The sequence below is a fragment of the Streptomyces sp. NPDC044002 genome, assembly GCF_056434525.1.
Map to the genome: position 1 here is coordinate 87,248 of NZ_JBWKEZ010000015.1, position 18,590 is coordinate 105,837.

Annotated in this window: 17 protein-coding genes; 9 read left to right on the top strand and 8 right to left on the bottom strand. The window is 73.9% G+C overall.

Translation table 11 applies throughout. From position 1 onward, the window contains the following. Position 1: 1 nt before the first annotated feature. From AC07A6_RS14345 to AC07A6_RS14365, 5 genes are all read right to left on the bottom strand, one after another. Positions 2–1,000, bottom strand: a complete 999-nt coding sequence (locus AC07A6_RS14345) for an NHL repeat-containing protein (protein WP_478777294.1) — start codon at positions 998–1,000, stop codon at positions 2–4. Between the two features lie 86 nt (positions 1,001–1,086). Further along, a complete protein-coding gene (locus AC07A6_RS14350; protein ID WP_478777295.1) occupies positions 1,087–2,550 on the bottom strand; it encodes an MmgE/PrpD family protein in 1,464 nt (487 codons plus the stop codon). Further along, positions 2,547–3,434: a cyclase family protein gene (locus AC07A6_RS14355; protein ID WP_478777296.1), complete on the bottom strand. Its 888-nt coding sequence runs from the start codon at positions 3,432–3,434 to the stop codon at positions 2,547–2,549. The genes AC07A6_RS14350 and AC07A6_RS14355 overlap by 4 nt, the downstream gene beginning before the upstream one ends. A 61-nt stretch (positions 3,435–3,495) precedes the next feature. Further along, positions 3,496–4,359: an HpcH/HpaI aldolase/citrate lyase family protein gene (locus AC07A6_RS14360; RefSeq protein ID WP_478777297.1), complete on the bottom strand. Its 864-nt coding sequence runs from the start codon at positions 4,357–4,359 to the stop codon at positions 3,496–3,498. Beyond that, a complete protein-coding gene (locus AC07A6_RS14365) occupies positions 4,356–5,591 on the bottom strand; it encodes a CaiB/BaiF CoA transferase family protein (RefSeq protein WP_478777298.1) in 1,236 nt (411 codons plus the stop codon). The genes AC07A6_RS14360 and AC07A6_RS14365 overlap by 4 nt, the downstream gene beginning before the upstream one ends. Before the next feature lie 224 nt (positions 5,592–5,815). Between AC07A6_RS14365 and AC07A6_RS14370 the strand changes: the two genes are divergently transcribed. The 4 genes from AC07A6_RS14370 to ccrA all read left to right on the top strand — a co-directional run bounded on the left by AC07A6_RS14370 (position 5,816) and on the right by ccrA (position 9,790). After that, a complete protein-coding gene (locus AC07A6_RS14370; protein ID WP_478777299.1) occupies positions 5,816–6,250 on the top strand; it encodes a MarR family winged helix-turn-helix transcriptional regulator in 435 nt (144 codons plus the stop codon). A gap of 20 nt (positions 6,251–6,270) precedes the next feature. Then, entirely contained in the window at positions 6,271–7,686 is a 1,416-nt protein-coding gene (locus tag AC07A6_RS14375) for an MFS transporter (protein WP_478777300.1), read from the top strand. A 111-nt stretch (positions 7,687–7,797) separates the two neighbouring features. Beyond that, a complete protein-coding gene (locus AC07A6_RS14380; RefSeq protein WP_478777301.1) occupies positions 7,798–8,382 on the top strand; it encodes an isochorismatase family protein in 585 nt (194 codons plus the stop codon). Between the two features lie 85 nt (positions 8,383–8,467). Continuing rightward, positions 8,468–9,790, top strand: a complete 1,323-nt coding sequence (gene ccrA, locus AC07A6_RS14385) for a crotonyl-CoA carboxylase/reductase (protein ID WP_478777302.1) — start codon at positions 8,468–8,470, stop codon at positions 9,788–9,790. 187 nt (positions 9,791–9,977) lie between these two features. Here ccrA and AC07A6_RS14390 read toward each other — a convergent pair whose 3' ends face one another. Beyond that, the gene (locus AC07A6_RS14390) at positions 9,978–10,682 is read right to left on the bottom strand and encodes a TetR/AcrR family transcriptional regulator (RefSeq protein ID WP_478777303.1); all 705 of its coding nucleotides are present in this window, start codon (positions 10,680–10,682) and stop codon (positions 9,978–9,980) included. Positions 10,683–10,835: 153 nt separating this feature from the next. Here AC07A6_RS14390 and AC07A6_RS14395 point away from each other — a divergent pair, with 153 nt between their 5' ends. Beyond that, positions 10,836–12,032, top strand: a complete 1,197-nt coding sequence (locus AC07A6_RS14395) for a CaiB/BaiF CoA transferase family protein (protein WP_478777304.1) — start codon at positions 10,836–10,838, stop codon at positions 12,030–12,032. A 209-nt stretch (positions 12,033–12,241) separates the two neighbouring features. Further along, positions 12,242–13,036 carry an HpcH/HpaI aldolase/citrate lyase family protein gene (locus AC07A6_RS14400; protein WP_478777305.1) on the top strand — a complete coding sequence of 265 codons (795 nt, stop codon included), beginning with the start codon at positions 12,242–12,244 and terminating at the stop codon, positions 13,034–13,036. 31 nt (positions 13,037–13,067) lie between these two features. Here the strand turns inward: AC07A6_RS14400 and AC07A6_RS14405 are convergent, their stop codons facing one another. Further along, positions 13,068–13,985, bottom strand: coding sequence for an alpha/beta fold hydrolase (locus tag AC07A6_RS14405; protein WP_478777306.1), 918 nt, complete (start codon positions 13,983–13,985; stop codon positions 13,068–13,070). Between the two features lie 101 nt (positions 13,986–14,086). On the opposite strand from AC07A6_RS14405, the gene AC07A6_RS14410 reads away from it, so the two are divergent. Further along, positions 14,087–14,704, top strand: a complete 618-nt coding sequence (locus AC07A6_RS14410) for a TetR/AcrR family transcriptional regulator (RefSeq protein WP_478777307.1) — start codon at positions 14,087–14,089, stop codon at positions 14,702–14,704. An 82-nt stretch (positions 14,705–14,786) separates the two neighbouring features. Here AC07A6_RS14410 and AC07A6_RS14415 read toward each other — a convergent pair whose 3' ends face one another. Next, positions 14,787–16,013, bottom strand: coding sequence for a saccharopine dehydrogenase family protein (locus AC07A6_RS14415; protein ID WP_478777308.1), 1,227 nt, complete (start codon positions 16,011–16,013; stop codon positions 14,787–14,789). Between the two features lie 116 nt (positions 16,014–16,129). Here AC07A6_RS14415 and AC07A6_RS14420 point away from each other — a divergent pair, with 116 nt between their 5' ends. Together AC07A6_RS14420 and AC07A6_RS14425 are read left to right on the top strand one after the other, a co-directional pair. Then, entirely contained in the window at positions 16,130–16,840 is a 711-nt protein-coding gene (locus tag AC07A6_RS14420; RefSeq protein ID WP_362459932.1) for a TetR/AcrR family transcriptional regulator, read from the top strand. 178 nt (positions 16,841–17,018) lie between these two features. Then, on the top strand, positions 17,019–18,566 hold the full coding sequence (locus AC07A6_RS14425) for an APC family permease (protein WP_478777309.1): 1,548 nt from the start codon (positions 17,019–17,021) through the stop codon (positions 18,564–18,566). Positions 18,567–18,590 lie beyond the last annotated feature (24 nt).

Below are 18,590 nucleotides of genomic sequence, written 5' to 3' on the forward strand. Positions count from 1 at the left end.
GTCAGAAGCCGTCGACCTCGGCGAGCGTGAAGGGGACGGGCGTTCCCGCGCCGAAGGGGCCGCCCTTGTCGTACTGGGAACGGGTGACGAGCAGGTGGTCGCCCGAGCGGAGGACGGACGTCGGGATCTGCAGCGCGGTGCTGCTGAGGACGGCGTCCTGCACGACGGACCGCGCGGCGGGCGTCACGGTCAGGCGTACCAGGGTGTTCGTGCGGTTGAGGGCCGCCCAGAGCTTACCGTCCCGGTAGGCGAGGCCGTCTGCGCTGGGCAGGGAGATGCCGGGGACGGTGGTGACCTCGCCCGTGTCGGTGGCGATCCGGTACAGGGCGCCGGTGGTGGTGTTCGCCGTGAGCAGGGCTCCGCCGTTGACGTACGCGATGCCGTTGAGGTTGATGCCGGAGTGCTGCGTGTAGTCGGCGGGCGTGCCGGTGAGGTCGCGCCAGGCGTCGAGCGGGGTGTCGGTGCCCTGCGTCCGGGCCGCCGTCAGCTGCTGGGGGGTGACCCTGTAGACGGCGGGGTTGAACGAGTCCGTGAGGTAGGCGGTGCCGTCGGGGCCGAAGGTGAGGTCGTTGACGCCGCCGGAGGCGAAGGGGATGTGGAACCGGGCCACGCGTATGCCGGTGGTGTCGTCGTAGACGGTGACCGAGCGGTCGGTGCCGCCGGAGACCCACAGCCGGCCGGAGCGGTCGGCCTTGACCCCCGCCGCGTGGGTCCTGCCGTCCGTGCCGGCCGGGAGGAAGACGGAGGCCTGCGTGCCGCCGGCCGGCACGCGCAGGACGGAGCCGTCGCCATAGGCGGAGACGAACAGGTCGCCGGTCGTGGGGTCCTGGGTGAGGCTCTCCGGGTAGAGGCCGAAGCCCGGCAGTGCGGCGGCGGTCCGCACGGTGGGCGCGGCGAGGGCGGTGCCGGCGGCGAGGACGGTGGCGCACAGGGCGGCAGCGCCGCCCAGGGCGAGGCGGTTCAGCCGGGTGCGGAGGTGCTTCGAGGTGCTGGGTGACATGGCGGGTCGGGTCCTTTCCCGGATCACGGGTGAGTGGGGGGTGGGGGTGGGGGTGGGGGTGGGGGTGCTCCGGCTGTGACGGGCCGTCATGCCGCCGACGGGCGTGACGGTTCCGGTGCGGCTTCCGGGGAGCACAGTGCGAGGACGCCCGTGGCGCTGCCGCCCTCGGGCAGGGCGCGTACGGCGCGCAGCACCGCGTCGGCGCGGTGCGGGGGGAGCGCGGTGCCGGCCGACAGGCGGAACTTGCGTTCCTTCTCGGCGGCGGTCAGGGGCGCGTCCGGGCCGCCCTTGCTGGTTTCGACCTGGATCTCGTGTGTCTGTCCGTCGCCGGTGGCGACCCGCAGTACGGCGGGCAGCCGGGTGGGGAACAGGGGGTCGAGGGCGGGGTCGGGCACGCAGCGGATCAGGCCCGCGAGGGTGCGGCGGGCGGGGTCGTGGGCGGCGGCGTCGGTGAAGTCGTCGAACCAGACGCCGAGTCCTCCGCCGCCGAGGAGGGCGGTGGCCACGGTGAAGGGGCCGGAGAAGGCCGCCGCGTAGCCGGTGGCGGGGGTGGCCTTGGCGGGGCCGGGTTCGCCGATCGTACGGTGCATGGCCGTGGGGACGCGCAGCTCGCCGTGGACGACGTCCTCGCCCCTCACGCCGCGCGCCCTCAGCCGCAGTGCGGCGTCGATGCCGGGGTGCGTGAAGTGGTTGCACGGGTACGGCTTGACGATGATCTCGCTGGTCTCCCAGCGTTCGCCCAGGCCGTCGAGGACCGCCTCCGGGCGGGCCCGGTCGCCGCACCACGCCTGGAAGAAGCCGAAGCGGCCCTCCAGGACCGTCGGCGGTCCGGTGATGCCTGCCCGGGCCAACTGGGCGGCGGCCACGCCCGCGTGGGCCGCCCAGCCGCAGTGCACGCGTTTGACGGTGCCGCCGGTGCGGTTGGCTTCCAGCAGGCCGGCGCCGGTGCTCGCGGCGATTCCCAGGGCGGCGGCGATGGTGTCCTCGTCCGCGCCGAGGAGCATGGCGGCCGCGACCGCGGCGCCGAGGGTGCCGCAGATGGAGGTCGCGTGCTGGCCGCGCTCGAAGAACAGCGAGTTCCCGAGGTCCGGGTCGTAGCCGGCGATGCCGAGCCGGATGCACACCTCGGTGCCGACGGTGACGGCGTCGAGCAGCCGGGGCCCGGAGGCGCCGGTGGCTTCGGCGACGGCGAGCGCGGCGGGGATCACGGCGGCGCTGGGGTGCAGGACGGACAGCATGTGGGAGTCGTCGAAGTCCATGGCGTGTGCCAGGGTTCCGTTGACCAGGGCGGCCGCCGGCACGGACAGCTTCTCGTGCGATCCGATGACGTGTGCGGGGCCGGTGCCGCCCCAGTCGCGGGCGACGGCCAGGACGGCCCGCGGGGCGGGTTCTTCGCGTGCGAGGAGGCTGTTGCCCAGGCAGTCGAGGACGCGTTCCGCCGCCTCGGCGCGCAGCCGGGCGGGCAGGCCCCGGTCGCGGGCCCGGGCGGCGAAGGCGGCGAGGCGGCGGACCAGGGGCTCGGCGGCGGGCCCGGGCGGTGTCGTCGTCATCGGGACTCCTGCGGGGCAGCGGCGCCGCGGCCGGCTCCGGCTCCGGCGGTGAGGACGGCGAGGGGCCGGACCGGGGAGCCGGTGCCGCCGGTGATCTTCAGTGGGCTGAGGACGAACAGGAACTCGGCGGCTCCGGCGGCGGCCAGTGTCTCCAGGTTCATGTGCTCGATGAGGTGGACGCCGCGGTCCACGAGGAGCGTGCGGTGGACCGGCAGTACCGCGTGGCCCTGGCCGGGCGGGATCCGTTCGACGGCGGTGGTGTCGGCGCCGATGGCGCGCACCCCGAGGTCGGCGAGCCAGGCGGCGGCGGATTCGGTGAGGCCGGGGACGCCGGTCTCCTGGCCGATGTAGGCCTCCGCGTCGTGCCACCGCCGGGCCCAGCCGGTGCGTACGAGGCACACGTCCTGTTCGGCGGGGAGGACGCCGGCGAGGGCGGCGGCGTGGGCCAGGTCGTCGGCGGTGATGCCGTATCCGGCGTCGAGGACGTCGGTGCCGTGGGCCGCGGCGACGTCGAGGAGGACGCCGCGGCAGACCATGGGCGGCACGGTGTCGATGCCGTGGACGGCGAAGCGTCCGCCCTGCTGGGCCGCGGCGGCGTCGTGGCCGCCGAAGAGGCGTCCGTGGTGGGAGGCGTGGGACAGGGCGTCGATGTGCGTGCCGACGTGGCCGCCGGTGACGATGAGTTCGTTGGCGGCCGAGCTTCCGTCGGGCCGGGTCCCGTCGCCGTGGCGGCGCAGGAGCGCCATGCGGAAGCCGGGGTGGTTCGGGGAGCACGGCATGCCGTTCTCCAGGGGCTGGGCGAGGTCGTGGACGGTGGTCCCGGCGGCGATGGCCGTCAGCAGGGGGTCGATCGCGGTCGTGGGGACGGGAGGGGCGTCGGTCATCGGTTGCCTTTCACGGGCGGGCTGGGCACGGCGCGGGGGGCCGACGGGTACGCGGCCCGGGTCACGAGGGGCGGGTGCCGGCCGACAGGGCTTCGGCCATGGCCAGCACGGCGCGGGCCTGGGCGAGCAGGGGCGGGGCGACGGTCCGGCCGTCCTCGGTGACGAACACGGACGATCCGGCGTCCGGCCGGGAGGCGGCGGCCGCCAGCACGGCGCGGGCGTCCTCGGCTTCCTCCGGGGAGGGCGTGAAGACCTCGTTGATGACGGGGAGCTGGGCGGGGTGCACGGCGAAGCGGCCGAGGTAGCCCATGCCGAGTCCGTCCCGGCAGGAGCGTCGCAGCCCCTCGGGGTCGTCCAGGCGCGGGTAGACGCTCATGGCCGGGCTGACGAGCCCGGCTGCCCGGGAGACGAACACGCAGCGGACCCGGGCGGCGTCCATGGTGGGCCCGTCGAAATCGGTGCGCAGGTCGGCCCGCAGGTCGTTCTCGCCGAGGCCGATGCGTTCCAGGCGGGGCGTGGAGCGGGCGAGCTCGCTCAGGGCTTCGACGCCGAGCGCGGATTCGACGAGGATGTGCAGGCCCGCGTCGCTGTGGGCCTCCTCCAGCCACCGGGCCGCCTCGCGGACCTGCTGCGGGTGCTCGACCTTGGGCAGCCGGACGGCCGCGAGGCCGGGCCGTGCGACGGCCCGTACGTCGTCGCGGGCGAGGCCGCTGGTGGGGGAGTTGACCCGTACGTAGGTCGGCTTGGGCGGGGTGGTGGACAGGATCTCGGCGGCGGCCCGGCGGGCGTCCTCCTTGCCGGCCTGCGGTACGGCGTCCTCCAGGTCGAGGACGACGGCGTCCGCTTCGCTCGCGTACGCCTTCTCCACCAGGCGGGCCTTGTGCGCGGGAACGTACAGGTAGCTGCGGTGCAGTGCGGTGTTCAAATGACTCCCCTTTCTGCGAGTGCGGCTAACTCCTCGCGGCCGACGCCGAGTTCACCGAGGATCTCGGCGGTGTGCTCGCCCAGGCGGGGGCCAGCCCAGCGCACGGATCCGGGGGTGTCGGAGAGCCTGAAGGTGACGTCCGGCATGCGGATCGCGTCCAGTTCCGGGTCGGGTACGGAGACGATGGAGCGGCGGGCGGCGATGTGCGGGTCCTGGAGGACGTCGGCGAAGTCGTAGACGGCGCCGATCGCCGCCTGGGCCTGGTCGAAGCGGTCCACGACCTCGTCGCGGGTGCGTTCGGCGATCCAGCCGCCGACGGCCGCGTCGAGTTCGCCGGCGTGCGCGGCGCGGCCGGATCCGGTGGTGAACCAGGGCTCTTCGGCCAGTTCGGGGCGGCCGACCAGGCGTACGACGCGTTCGGCGACGGAGACGGTGGTGGCGGCGACGGCCACCCAGTGGCCGTCCTTGGTGCGGTAGACGTTGCGCGGTGCGTTGTTGGGCGAGCGGTTGCCCTGTCGGGTGGGCATGACGCCGGTCAGGTCGTAGGTGGTGAGGGGGCCGGCGAGTACGCCGAGCATCGACTCGACGATGGAGAGGTCGACGACCTGTCCGCGGCCGGTGAGCTCGCGGGCGCGCAGCGCCGTGAGCGCGGCGAAGGCCGCGGTGAGTCCGGCGATCGCGTCGGCGAGGGGGAAGGAGGGGAGGGTGGGCGGCCCGTCGGGGGTGCCGGTGAGGTGGGCGAGGCCGCTCATGGCCTCTCCGACGGTGCCGAAGCCGGGGCGGTGGGCGTAGGGGCCGGTCTGGCCGAACCCGGTCATGCGCAGGAGCACCAGGCGGGGGTTGTGCGCGCTGAGGGTGGCGTAGTCCAGGCCCCAGCGTTCCAGTGTGCCGGGGCGGAAGTTCTCCACGACGAGGTCGGCGTCGGCGGCGAGGCGGCGGAAGAGCAGCCGGCCCTCGTCCGTGTGCAGGTCCAGGGTGGCGGAGCGCTTGTTGCGGGCGACGACCTTCCACCAGACGGGGACGCCGTGGGCCTGGGCTCCGTAGCGGCGGGCGGGGTCGCCGTCCGGGTGTTCGATCTTCACGACCTCGGCGCCGTAGTCGCCGAGCAGGGTGGCGGCGAAGGGGCCTGCGAAGAGGGTGGCGGTGTCGATGACCTTCAGGCCGGCGAGAGGGAGTGGGGAGCCGGAGGGCCCTGGGTGTTCCTGGGGATCGGGGCCGGAGCGATTGATCATGACCCCTAGACAACATGCTCAGTACAGCGAAGTAAATGCGAGCAGCGTCACACCCTGACCCGAGCCCCGCTTTCCGGCCACGCTTTGCCTTTTCTTGCAGATTTCATGGGAGTTGCCCGGGAGTTGTCCGTACCGAGCCCCTCCGTGGAGAGTGTCGAAGCCAGGCGAGGTGATGGGCCAGGTTGACGAAATACCAAGCCATGCTTATAAGCTAGGCTTCGTTCGTGGAAGACAATCAAGACACCATCGACCTGGCCAGACAGACCCGCGACAGCGTGTCCGCGCTCAGCCGGCGCATGCGCCAGGAACGCCCGGCGCACGGTCTCGGACTGACCAGCGCCTCGGTCCTGAGCCGGCTGGACCGCGTCGGGGCCCTCAGCCCCAAGGAACTCGCGGCCCACGAGGGCGTCCAGCCCCAGTCGCTCACCCGCCAGCTCTCCGCCCTGGAGGAGCGCGGTCTGATCACCCGTCGGCCGCACGACCGCGACGGCCGCCAGGTCCTGATGGAGATCACCGAAGCGGGCAGCCGACTGGTGGCGGCCGACCGGCAGTCGCGCGACGCCTGGCTCGCACGGGCCATCGCCACCCGTCTGACGCCGGTCGAGCGGGAAGTCCTCGGCGCCGCGAACAAGCTCCTCGACCTCTTGTCCGAAACCTAGACAGTCCCCAAGGGGGAACCGTGGCATTACGCACCGCACGGACCGCGAAAGAACCGGTTCCCCCCGCCCCCGCCCGTCTGCCGCTCGGCTTCCTCACCCCGATCGTCCTGGGCACCATGCTCAACGCCCTCAACTCGTCGATGCTGGCGGTGGCCCTGCTCTCCATACAGGCGGCGTTCGACGCCGGAGCCGCGGTCGTCTGGCTGGTCTCCGGCCTCTACCTGGCGACCGCGGTCGCCCAGCCCACGATGGGCCGCCTGGCCGACGCGTTCGGCGCCCGCCGGATCTTCTGCATCGGGCTCCTCCTGGTCCTGGGCTCGGCCGCCGCGGCGCCCTTCGCCCCCACCCTCGGCTGGCTGATCGCCGCCCGCGTGGTCCTGGGCATCGGCACCTCGGCCGCGTACCCGGCCGGCATGTCGATGATCCGGCTCCGGGCCGGCGCCCTCCCGGCCGGGGGCGCCGCGCCCGCCGGCGGGCTCGGAGCGATCTCCGCCGCCTCCCAGGCCGCCGTGGCCTTCGGCCCGCCGCTCGGCGGCCTGCTCGTCCAGCTCGTCGACTGGCGGGCCATCTTCTGGGTCAACGTCCCCCTCGCCCTCACCGCCCTGGTCATGGCCCTGCTCCGGCTGCCCGCCGACGACGCGGCGCGCCGCGCCCGGGTCACCCTGCGCGAACTGGACCTGCCGGGGATGGCGCTGTTCACCGGCGAGCTGTGCGGGCTGATGCTGTTCCTGCTCTCGCTGCCCGACCACCCGCGGTGGTGGGCGCTCGCCGCCTTCGTGGTCCTGACCGCCGCGCTGGTCCGGCGCGAACTGCGCGCGCACCGGCCCTTCGTGGACCTCCGCATGATCGCCCGCAACCGTCCGCTCGCCGCGACCTACGTACGCTGCATGGCGACGTACGTCGTCTTCTACTCCATCACCTACGCCCTCCCCCAGTGGCTCCAGCAGGGACGCGGCCTCTCCGAGGCCCAGTCGGGCCTGGTCATGCTGCCCATGGCCGCTCTCGGCGTCGTCACCACCATGTGGGCCACCCGGCTCGTCGGCCGCGGGCTGCGCGCCGTCCTGGTCACCGGCTCCGCCGCGCTCTGCCTGGGCAGCGCCGCGCTGGCCCTGTTCGGGTCGAGCGTGCCGCTCTGGCAGATCCTCGTCATCGCCGCGGTGCTGGGCCTGCCCAACGGGTTCAACAGCCTGGGCAACCAGACGCTGATGTACCGCACCGCGCCCGCCGAACAGATCGGCACCGCCTCCGGGCTGCTGCGCACCTCCCAGTACATCGGCGCCAACCTCGCCTCGGCCCTGGTCGGCATCGCGGTCGGCCGGCAGGCCGGGGACTCCGGGCTGCACCTGCTGGCCGCCGTGATCACCGGGATCAGCCTCCTACTCCTCCTCAACGCCGCCTTCACCCGGCACCTGCGCGGTACCGCCGACCACGGCTGAGCCGCCCCGCCCTCCCCACGCGCACGCACTCCGTGCCGATCGCCCGCGTGGCGCACTCCGTACTCCGCGTGGCGCACTCCGCACTCCGCACCCGTCCGAAAGGAACCACCCATGCCCGTCGTGGAACTCAGCCCCAAGGCCGCCCTCGTCGTACTCGACGTCCAGGAGGGCATCCTCGGACTGCCCCTGCAGCCCCACCCGGCCGCCCAGGTCGCCGGCAACAGCGCCCGCCTGGCCCACGCCTTCCGCGCGGCCGGCCTGCCCGTCGTCCTCGTCAACGTGGCCCACGGCCCCGACGGCGGCGCCGCGCTCCGGCCCCGCTCCGACGTGCCGCACAACCCCCCGTCCCTGCAGCCCGAGTACTCCCGGCTCTCCCCCGAGCTCGCGGCGCACCCCGACGACCTGCTCATCACCAAGCGCCAGTGGGGTGCCTTCACCGGCACCGAACTGGACATCCAGATGCGCCGCCGCGGCATCGAGGAGCTCGTCCTCACCGGCGTCGCCACCAACCTCGCCGTGGAGTCGACCGCCCGCTCCGCCTACGAGCACGGCTACCACGTGGTCGTCGCGGAGGACGCGACGAGCACCTTCTCCTCCGAGCACCAGGAGTTCGCGGCCAAGAGGATCCTGCCGCTGATCGCCCGCGTCGACACCACCGACGCCGTCCTCGCGGCCCTGAAGGCCCTGCGGCCCTGAGGCGGTCCCGCACAGCCCCGCGGGCCCGCCCGCCCCGGCGTACACCTCCGGCCGTCCCGAACCGTACGACACCTATGGAGATCCCATGAGTACTCCCCTCGCAGACGCCGTGATCGAAGGCCGCAGCGGTGAAGAGCTGCTGAGCCTGCCCCTGCCCACCCACATGAAGGCCGTGACGGTCCACAAGGACCAGACGGGCATGTTCGACGGCGTCGCGGACAAGGACGTCCGCAAGTCGATGCACGTCGAAGACGTCCCCGTGCCCGAACTCGCGCCCGACGAGGTGCTGGTCGCGGTGATGGCGGGCGCCATCAACTTCAACACCGTGTGGTCCGCCACCTTCGAGCCGGTACCCACCTTCCGCTTCCTGGAGCAGATGGGCCGGCGCGGCGGCTGGGACGCGCGCCACGACCTGCCGTACCACATCCTCGGCTCCGACGCCTCGGGCGTGGTGGTGCGGACCGGCTCGGCCGTGCGCCGCTGGAACGCGGGCGACCACGTCGTCATCGGCACGGCCTACGTCGACGAGCAGGACCCCGCCACCCACAGCGACGGCATGCTCGGCGAGGACCAGCGCGCCTGGGGGTTCGAGACCAACTTCGGGGGCCTGGCGCAGTACACGGTCGTGCGCGCCAGCCAGCTCCTCCCCAAGCCCGCGCTGCTCACCTGGGAGGAGGCCGCCTCCAACCCGCTGTGCGCGGGCACCGCGTACCGGATGCTCGTCAGCGACCGCGGCGCCCGCATGAAGCAGGGGGACGTGGTCCTGATCTGGGGCGCGACCGGCGGACTGGGCGCGTACGCCGTCCAGCTGGTGCGCAACGGCGGCGGCATCCCCGTGGGCGTCGTCAGTTCCGCGGAGAAGGCGGAGGTCCTGCGCAAGCTCGGCTGCGAGGCGGTCATCGACCGCTCGGCGATCGAACAGGGCGACCGCACCGTGCTCCAGCGGCCCGAAGGGTGGAAGAAGCTGGGCAAGGCGATCCGCGACGCGGTCGGCGAGGACCCGCACATCGTCTTCGAGCACGTCGGCAAGGCGACCTTCGGCGCCTCGGTCTTCCTGGCCCGCCGCGGCGGCACCGTCGTGACCTGCGGGTCCAGCACCGGCTACGACCACCAGTACGACAACCGCTACCTGTGGATGAAGCTGAAGAACATCATCGGCAGCCACGGCGCCAACCTCAACGAGCAGTGGGAGACCAACCGGCTCATCGAGATGGGCAAGGTCCTTCCGGCCCTGTCCGCCACCTACGCCCTGGACGACGCCGGTGAGGCGGCGCGCAGCGTGCAGGTGAACGAGCACCTCGGCAAGGTCGGCGTGCTCGGCCTCGCGCCCCGGGCCGGGCTCGGCGTGACCGACCCGCAGGCACGCGCCCGCGTGGGCGAGGAGCGGTTCCGCCTGTTCCGGAGCTGACGCCGGGCCGGGCCGCGCGGGGTCACCGCGGCGGGTCCGGGTCACCGCGGCGGGCGCGGCACAGCGGCGGGCCGGGGCTCAGTCCCGGTCCGCCGCCTCGCCGTTGCGCGCGTCGCCGTTGCGCGCCTCGCCGTTGCGCGCCTCGCCGTTGCGCCCGGCGCCGTTGCGCCCCGCGCCGTCGCCCGCGTCAGCCGGACGGCTCGGTGCCGGCGGCCAGCTCTGCCGCCAGGCCGTCCAGCAGCCGCTCCAGGCCCCAGGCGAACTGTTCCTCCCCCGCCCCCTCCGGCACGAACCCGGACGCTGCGTGCAGCAAGGGGAACGACGCCGGCGGCAGGTCGGCGAGGGTGTGGCGCCACCACGCGCGGTGTTCCTCCTCGTGCCGGGGCGTGGTCCGGCCGATCTCGTACAGGACGAAGCCGAGCGTGTAGGTCTGCACGGAGTGGTACGCCCGGACCGCCTCACGCAGGGGCCAGCCGCCTTCCGTCATCCTGCCCAGCAGCCACTCGAACACCTCCGCCAGGCCCGCGCTCCACATGCGACGGGTGATCAGGAGTTCGGCGAGGGCGCCGTTCTCCAGCATCCTCCGCCGCAAGGACGCGGAGAACCGCGCCAGGGCCGGCTGCCACGGGGTGCCGTCCGCACGCTCCAGTGGGAAGTCCTCCAGCACGGCCGCGGCCAGCAGTTCGAGCAGGTGCTCCTTGCTCTCCACATGGCCGTAGAGCGACATCACCCCGCACTGCAACTCCTGTGCGAGCCGCGGCATGCTGACCGCCGCCAGGCCCTCCTCGCGCGCCAGCTCCAGGGCCGCCGCCACGACCATCGGCCGGGACAGGGAGCCGCGGCGCCGTCTGCGAGCCGCTGCGGGCGCCGTGTCCTGCGGATCCTTCGCCATCGTTCTCCCCTCACCGGCCCGCGTCCGGCCGGACGTGACCGGAGGCCGCTCTTGCGGGCCAACGCGGACCATTTTACGGTGACCATTACCGTAAGGCTTACGGTAATGGTCCGGGCGTCCTCGCCGACGTCCGGGGAAAGCGGGTGATGTGCTGTGGACGCGACGACAGACCTCCCTTTAGCCGGCACGAGGGTGCTGGACGCCGCCACCCTGTTCGCGGGGCCCGGCGCGGCGACGCTCCTGGGTGACTTCGGGGCGGACGTCATCAAGATCGAACATCCGACGGGCGATCCGGCCCGGCGCCACGGCGCGCAGGTCCGCGGCCAGAGCCTGTGGTGGAAGCTGGTCGCCCGGAACAAGCGCACGGTCACGCTCGATCTGAGCCGCACCGAGGGCCAGGAGATCTGCAGGGCGCTGGTGCGCGACGCGGACGTGCTGGTGGAGAACTTCCGGCCGGGCACCTTCGAACGGTGGGGCCTCGGCTACGAGCAGCTCCGCGAGCTCAATCCCGGACTGGTCATGCTCCGCGTGAGCGGCTTCGGCCGGGTCGGCCCCATGCGGCACCGCGCGGGCTTCGGCACCCTCGCCGAGGCGATGAGCGGCTTCGCCCACTGCACGGGCACACCGGACGGACCCCCGACCCTGCCCCCGTTCGGTCTCGCCGACGGCGTTGCGGCGGTGATGGCGGCGTACGCGACCATGGTGGCCCTGCACGCACGGGCCACGACCGGCCGCGGCCAGGTCGTGGACACGGCCCTCATCGAACCGATCCTGCACCTGCTCGGCCCGCAGATCTCCGCCCACCAGCAACTCGGCCTCGTCCAGGAGCGCTCGGGCAACCGGTCCCCGCACAACGCCCCCCGCAACACCTACCGCTGTCGCGACGGACGCTGGGTCGCCGTCTCCACCAGCGCGCAGTCCATCGCCGAGCGGGTGATGCGGCTGGTGGGCAGTGCCCACCTGATCGAGGAGCCGTGGTTCGCCACCGGATCGGGGCGCGCCGAGCACGTCGAGGAGCTCGACGCCGCCGTCGGCGGCTGGATCGCGGCGCGCGGCGCGGACGAGGTCATCGCGGCCTTCGACGGGGCCGACGCGGCGGTCGCGCCGGTGTACAGCGCCGCCGACATCGTCGCCGACCCGCAGTTCGCCGCCCTCGGCACGGTCGTGCACGTCGACGACCCCGAACTCGGCTCCCTGGCCATGCAGGGCGTCCCGGCCCGCCTGTCCGACACCCCGGGGCGGGTCCGCTGGGCGGGCCGGGCGCTGGGCGCGGACAACGCCGAGTTCTTCGAGGGGCTGGGCATCGGTGCACGGCGCCGCGCGGAACTGCGCGGGGCAGGGGTCATCTGATGGGGGCCTCCACCCCGCGCGGCGCGGGCGGCGCGGGCGCTGCGGGCGCTGCGGGCGCTGCGGGCGCTGCGGGCGCTGCGGGCGCTGCGGGCGCTGCGGGCGCTGCGGGCGCTGCCCGAAGCCTCACGGCCCCGGGCGCTGCCCGAAGCCTCACGGCCCCGGGCCGTGCCCGCCGCCGCCCTGGCCCGGCGGTCCGTACCTGGCTCTACGTGCCCGGAGACCGCCCCGAGCGCTTCGGCAAGGCCCTCGCCTGCGGGGCCGACGCGGTGGTCGTCGACCTGGAGGACGCGGTGGCTCCCGTCCGGAAGGCGGTCGCGCGCGATGCCGTCGTCGCCCTCCTGGAGCGCGGCCACCAGCGCCCGGTGTACGTGCGCGTCAACCCGCTGGGCAGCGGCGGCGAGGAGGACCTGACCGCCCTGCGCGGCACCCGGGTCTCGGGCGTGCGCCTGCCCAAGTGCGAGCGGCCCGCGCAGGTCGCCGGGGCCGCCCGGCTCCTGCCGGGCGTGCCGCTCGTTCCGCTCCTGGAGACGGCGCTGGGCATCGAGCACGCCCACGCCATCGCCACCGGCGACGCCATGGTGTCCGGCCTCGCCTTCGGGGAGGCCGACCTCGCGGCCGAACTGGGCACCGGCCACCGCGACGTGCTGGACTCGGCCGCCCACCGCGTCCTGCTCGCCGCCGCCGCGGCCCGTCTGCCCCGGCCGCCGCTGAGCGTCTTCCCCGCCGTGCGGGACCTGGACGGGCTGGCGGTGGACTGCGTACGCGGACGGGAGCGCGGCTTCTTCGGCCGCTCGGTGGTCCATCCCGCCCAAGTGGCCGTGGCCAACGCCGCGTTCACGCCTGCGGCCGGGGAGGTCGACGCGGCGCGCCGCCTGGTGGAGAGCGTGGAGCGGGCCGGGGCGGACGGGTCGGGCGCGTGGCTCGACGAGAACGGCGGCCTCGTCGACGCCGCGGCCCTGCGCCAGGCCCGCGCGGTCCTGGACACCGCCCGCGACGCTTCCTGATTCCTGATGCTCGGCGTGGCGGCGGAGGTCCTCACCCCCCGGTGTGGGCGAGGATCTCCGCGGCCAGGCGCTCCTCCACGGCCAGGGGCAGGGTGTGGCCCATCCCGTCGAGCATGACCAGGCGCGCGCCGGGGACGGCGGCGGCCGTGGCCTCGGCGTGCGGCGGCGGGAACATCGGGTCGCAGGTGCCGTGCAGCACGAGCGTGGGGGCAGTGATCGAGGCCAGGTCGGCCGTGGTGAAGGAGTCCCCCGCGGCTCCGGCCAGCGTGTGGTTCAGCGCGGCCCCGATGTCCGCGGCCCGCCGGTGGACCCGTTCCTCCATGGCGCGGTACTCCTCCTCGTCGAACGGGAGGTCCGGGCCGTGCAGCACGCGCCACATCGGCAGCCGCGCGGCGAGGTACCCCTCCAGGCCCGTGCCCGGCTCGGGGAAGGACGTCATGAGGACGGCCAGCAACTCGGCGGCCGGGGGCGGGAGCTGACCGGGCGAGGGGGCGAGGCCGGCCATGGCCCGCTGGACCGCGCCTGCGGTGTCCGTTCCCAGCGGCTGGGAGGAGAGGCTGGTCAGGGTCCGTACCCGGTGCGGATCGGTGAGGGCGAGCCGCTGGGCGATGATCCCGCCGAGGGAGGCCCCGACCAGGTGGGCGCGGTCCACGGCGAAGGCGTCGAGGACGGCGAGGGCGTCGGAGGCCAGGTCGGCGACGGTGTACGGGTGGGCGGCGAAGTCCACCCTGGAGGAGCGGCCGGTGTCGCGGTGGTCGTACCGGATGACGTGCCGGCCGGCCTCGACCAGGCGCCGCACGAGCCCGTCGTTCCACTGGACTCCCTGGGCCTGCGCGCCCATCACCAGCAGCACCGCCGGGTCCTCCGGCGCCCCGAAGTCCTGCGCCCAGAGCGTGAGACCGCCACCGGCATCGATCATCTTCTCGTTGTTCTCCTGATTTTCCTGCATGGTCGTGCAGGTTAATGGCTCGGGGCCGCCCGCCACCAGCGGTTTGCGGCACCGAGGGCGCGGCTGGACGTCCCCGCACGTCAGCGGGCACCCTGAACCCCATGGCAGGAGTCAGGGGACAGGTGCAGAAGCGGGGCGTCGAACGCCGCCGCGCGATGGTCGACGCCGCGATCGAGCTCTTCGCCCGGCAGGGCGTGCGCGGCACCGGGGTGGCCGCGGTCGCCGCGCGGGCCGGCGTCACCCCCTCGGCCCTGATCCACCACTTCGGCAGCAAGGACGCCCTGGTCCGGGCCGTGCTCCAGGAGGCCGACCGGCGGGCCCTCGAACGCCTGTCCATCACCGCGGACGCCGAGCCCACACTGCGTCAGGCGATCGACTGGTTCGTACGGGACGCCGAGCACACCGCCGCCACGGAACGGGAACTGGCCGCCCTCCACACGGCCCTGACCGCGGAGAACCTCGACCCCGGCTCCACCCTGCACGTCTGGTTCCTCGACCGCGGACGGGCGCTGCGGGCCCACCTCGTCTCGCTGTTCACCCGCGCCGAGGCGGACGGCACCGCCCGCCCCGGCCTCGACGCGCAGACCCTGGCCGCCGAGGTCGCGGCCTTCCTGGAAGGAGCCCACCTGCTCTGGCTGCTCGACCCCGAGCGGATCGACCTGGTCGCCCTCCACCGCAGCTACTTCGACGGCCTGACCGCCCGGCTGACGCGGTCCTGATCCCGCGGGAGCCGTCGACGCCGGCCGCGGCGGCGGGTCCGGTCAGGCCGGGTCAGGCCTGGTCCGGTCAGGCCTGGTCCGGTCAGGCCTGGTCGCGGATGCCCCACGGGGAGCCGTACGCGGTCAGCAGGTCCAGGAACGGGCGCGGCGGGAGGGCCTCCGGGCCGAGTACGCCCGACGCCGCCCATACCCCGCCGGCGACGAGTTCGAGCGCCACGACCGGGTTGACCGCGGTCTGCCACACCACGGCCTGGGAACCGTACTCGCGCATCGACCACTGGTTGTCCACCACGTGGTAGAGGTACACCTCGCGCGGCCGGCCGTCCTTGGTCCCCTTCACCCAGGTCCCCGCGCAGGTCTTGCCCGACATCCGCTCGCCCAGCGTGGCCGGGTCCGGCAGGCACGCCGCCACCACGTCGCGCGGCGAGACCCGTACCGGGGTGCCGTCCGCGCCGCGCACCGTGACCGGTCCGGTCGAGTCGAGGCCCAGCGCGTGCAGGGTCTTCAGCTTGCCGATGAAGTCCTCGCCCAGGCCGTACTTGAAGGTGACCCGCCGGGCGTCCACCCAGCGCGGGACCAGCAGCACCTCCTCGTGCTCGACGTTGACGCACTCGACCGGGCCGATGCCCTCCGGGAAGTCGAAGACCTCCGGCTCGCTGAACGGCTCGGTGGTGAACCATCCGCGGTCCCGCTCGTAGACCACCGGCGGGTTCAGGCACTCCTCGATCGTCGTCCAGATGTTGAAGGACGGGGCGAAGTCGTGGCCCTCGACCGTCAGGTTCGCCCCGTCGCGGATGCCGATCTCCTCGATCTCGTCGAAGAGTTCGTCGGCGGCGTACCGGGCGAAGACGTCCGACAGGCCGGGCTCCACACCCATCCCGACCAGGGCCAGCCGGCCCGACTTCTCCCAGGCCGCGGCCCGCTCGAACTGCTCGTCGCCGAGCTTGACCCCGCACTCCTCGTAGGGGCTCGCGGGGTGCGGCCGGGACAGGGACATGGCCATGTCCACGTAGTGGCAGTCCGCCGCGAGGGCCGCCTCGAACAGCGGCATCACGAACCGCGGGTCCGTGGCGTTCAGGAGTACGTCGCACCGTTCCTCGGTGAGGAGCGCGGCCACCGCCGCCCGGTCCGAGGCGTCGACGCGGCGCGCGCGGAACCGGCCGCCGGCTTCGCCGAGCACGGCCACGGCCGCCTCGGCGCGGGTCAGGTCGTAGTCGGCGACGACGAAGCCGTCGAAGAAGTCCCGGCGGGCCGCGATCCGGGTGATCGCGGTACCGACGCCACCGGCGCCCACAAGCAGAACACGCATGACGAAACCCTCTCTCGGTGAGGTCCGCGGAGATCCGCACCTCGTGGGAGGGATGAAAGCCGGGGCCGCAAGATAAGGTCAATGGTGTTGGCATAAGAACGGAAGGTGTCCGTCCGATGGCGAAGCCCGTGGTCCCCGAGGAAGCCCGCCGGCGGCGGCGCCCCACCCGGCAGGGCGTGGTCCTGTCCGAGCGGCTGATCGTCGAGACCGCCCTGCGCATGCTGCGCGAACACGGCAGCGCCGGCCTCTCCGCGCGCCGGCTCGGCGCGGCCCTCGGAGCGGATCCCAGCACCCTCTACCGGTACTTCAACGGCATGGACGCCCTCACCCTCGCCATCGGCGAGGAGCTCATCGGCCGGGCCCTCGACGGCTGGGCCGCCACCGGCCGGTGGCGTCACGACCTGCGCGAACTCGGGCTGCGCATCCACGGCGCCTACCTCGCGCACCCGCAGGCGGCCGTACTGACCGCCGTCCGCGTGACCGGCCGCCCCCGTGAGATCGACGCCGACGAGGCCGTCCTCGGCATCCTGCGCACCGCGGGCTTCCCCGACCCGGAGGCGGTCCGGATCTACCACGCCTTCATCGACCAGAGCCTGGCCTTCGCGGCCCTGGACGCCGGTGCCCTCGCCCTGTCCGAGCCCTCGCGGACCTCCGACGAGGGGCAGTGGGAGTCCACCTACGCCCGATTGCCGGCCGAGGAGTACCCGCACATCAGCGCCACGAGGCGACTGCTCGCGGCCCGGATGAACCACAGCGCCTACCCGGTCGCCCTGGACATGCTGCTCGCGAGCGCGGAGTCACGGCTCCAGGCCCTGCGGACCGGCTGACCCGGCCGGCCCGGCTGGGCTGACCCCGGCCGCCCGCCGGGGCTCGCGCGGTCCCTTACGCCAACACCATTGACCCCTTTCCGCCGGGCGGGTTTCCTCTTCGCAGTTCACCCCCCGTTCACACCGCGCCCGTCACGTCACGGCGCGGCCCGCACACGCACCAGTACAGCGAGGGACGATGGCCGCAGACACCCCGCCGGAAACCACCCCCCGGGCCTCCACGGCCACCGTCGCGCCCCCGATACCGGGCGGGAACGGCACTGCGACGGCACAGGCCCCGGCCGGCGCCCTCAAGCCCGACGCGATCGGCTTCCTCGACTCCCTCGCCATCGGCCTCAACGCCACCTCCCCCGCGTACTCGCTGGCCGCCGTCATCGGCCCCCTCGTCGCCCTGGTCGGCGTACACGCCCCCGGGGTGATGCTCGCGTCCTTCGTCCCCATGCTGCTGATCGCCTCCGCCTTCCACTTCCTCAACCGGGCCGACCCCGACTGCGGCACGACCTTCTCCTGGGTCACCCGCGCCCTCGGCCCCACCACCGGGTGGCTGGGCGGCTGGGCCATCGCGATGACCGGGGTGCTCGTCGTCGGCTCGCTCGCCGACGTCGCCGTCGGCTTCGGCCTGCTCGCCGTCGGGGCCGACGGCCTGGCCGGCAACACCCTGGTCCGCGAGGCCCTCACCGTCGTGCTGATCCTCCTCATGTCCTGGCTCTGCGTACGCGGCACCGAGGTGTCGGCCCGCTTCCAGAACGCGCTCGTACTGGTCCAGGTCCTCTGCCTCGTCGTGTTCGCGGCCGTGGCCGTCTGGCGCGTGTACGCCGGCACGGGATCCCTGGACGCCGTCCGCCCGGCCGTCGGCTGGCTCGACCCCTTCGGGGCCGGCGGCTCCGCGCTCACCGGCGGCCTGCTGCTCGGCGTCTTCGCGTACTGGGGCTGGGAATCCGCAGTCAACCTGACCGAGGAGACCAAGGACCCCGCCGACGCCCCCGGCCGGGCGGGCATCTGGTCGACGGTGGTCCTGCTGGCGACCTACGTGGCCGTGGCCTTCGCGGTCGTCGCCTACGCGGGCACCGCGTACCTCGCCGGACAGGCCGACGCCGAGGAGGACGTCTTCGCCGCGCTCGCACACGAGGTGCTCGGCGGCTGGGACTGGATCCTGCTCCTCGCCGTCGCCACCTCCGCCCTCGCCTCGACCCAGACGACCATCATCCCGGCCTCCCGCACCGCCCTGTCCATGGCCCGCCGCAAGGCCCTGCCCGCCGCCTTCGCCCACATAGACGCCCGCCGCGGCACGCCGGCCACCAGCACCTGGTGGGTCACCGGCACGGCGGTCGTCTGGTACGTCGTCATCCACCGGATCAGCGAGAACGCCCTGGCCGACTCCCTGACGGCCCTGTCGTTGCTCATCGCCTTCTACTACGCCCTCACCGGCATCGCCTGCGCCGTCTGGTACCGGCGCCGGCTGCTGCGGGGGCCGGGCCCCTTCCTGCTGCTCGGCGCGGGCCCGCTGCTCGGCTCGGCCATGCTGATCTGGCTGCTGGCCGAGTCCGTCGCCGACATGGCCGATCCGGCCAACGCCTCCAGTTCGACCGCCTGGTTCGGGCTGGGCGCCCCGCTGGTCATCGCGCTGTTCCTGGCGGGCGCCGGAGTGGTCCTGATGCTGCTGCGCCGCGCCGGCTCCGGAGCCTTCTGGCGCGAACGCCCCGGGGTGGCTCCGGAGGTGCCGTAGGGGCTCTGCGGGGGGGGGCGCGTG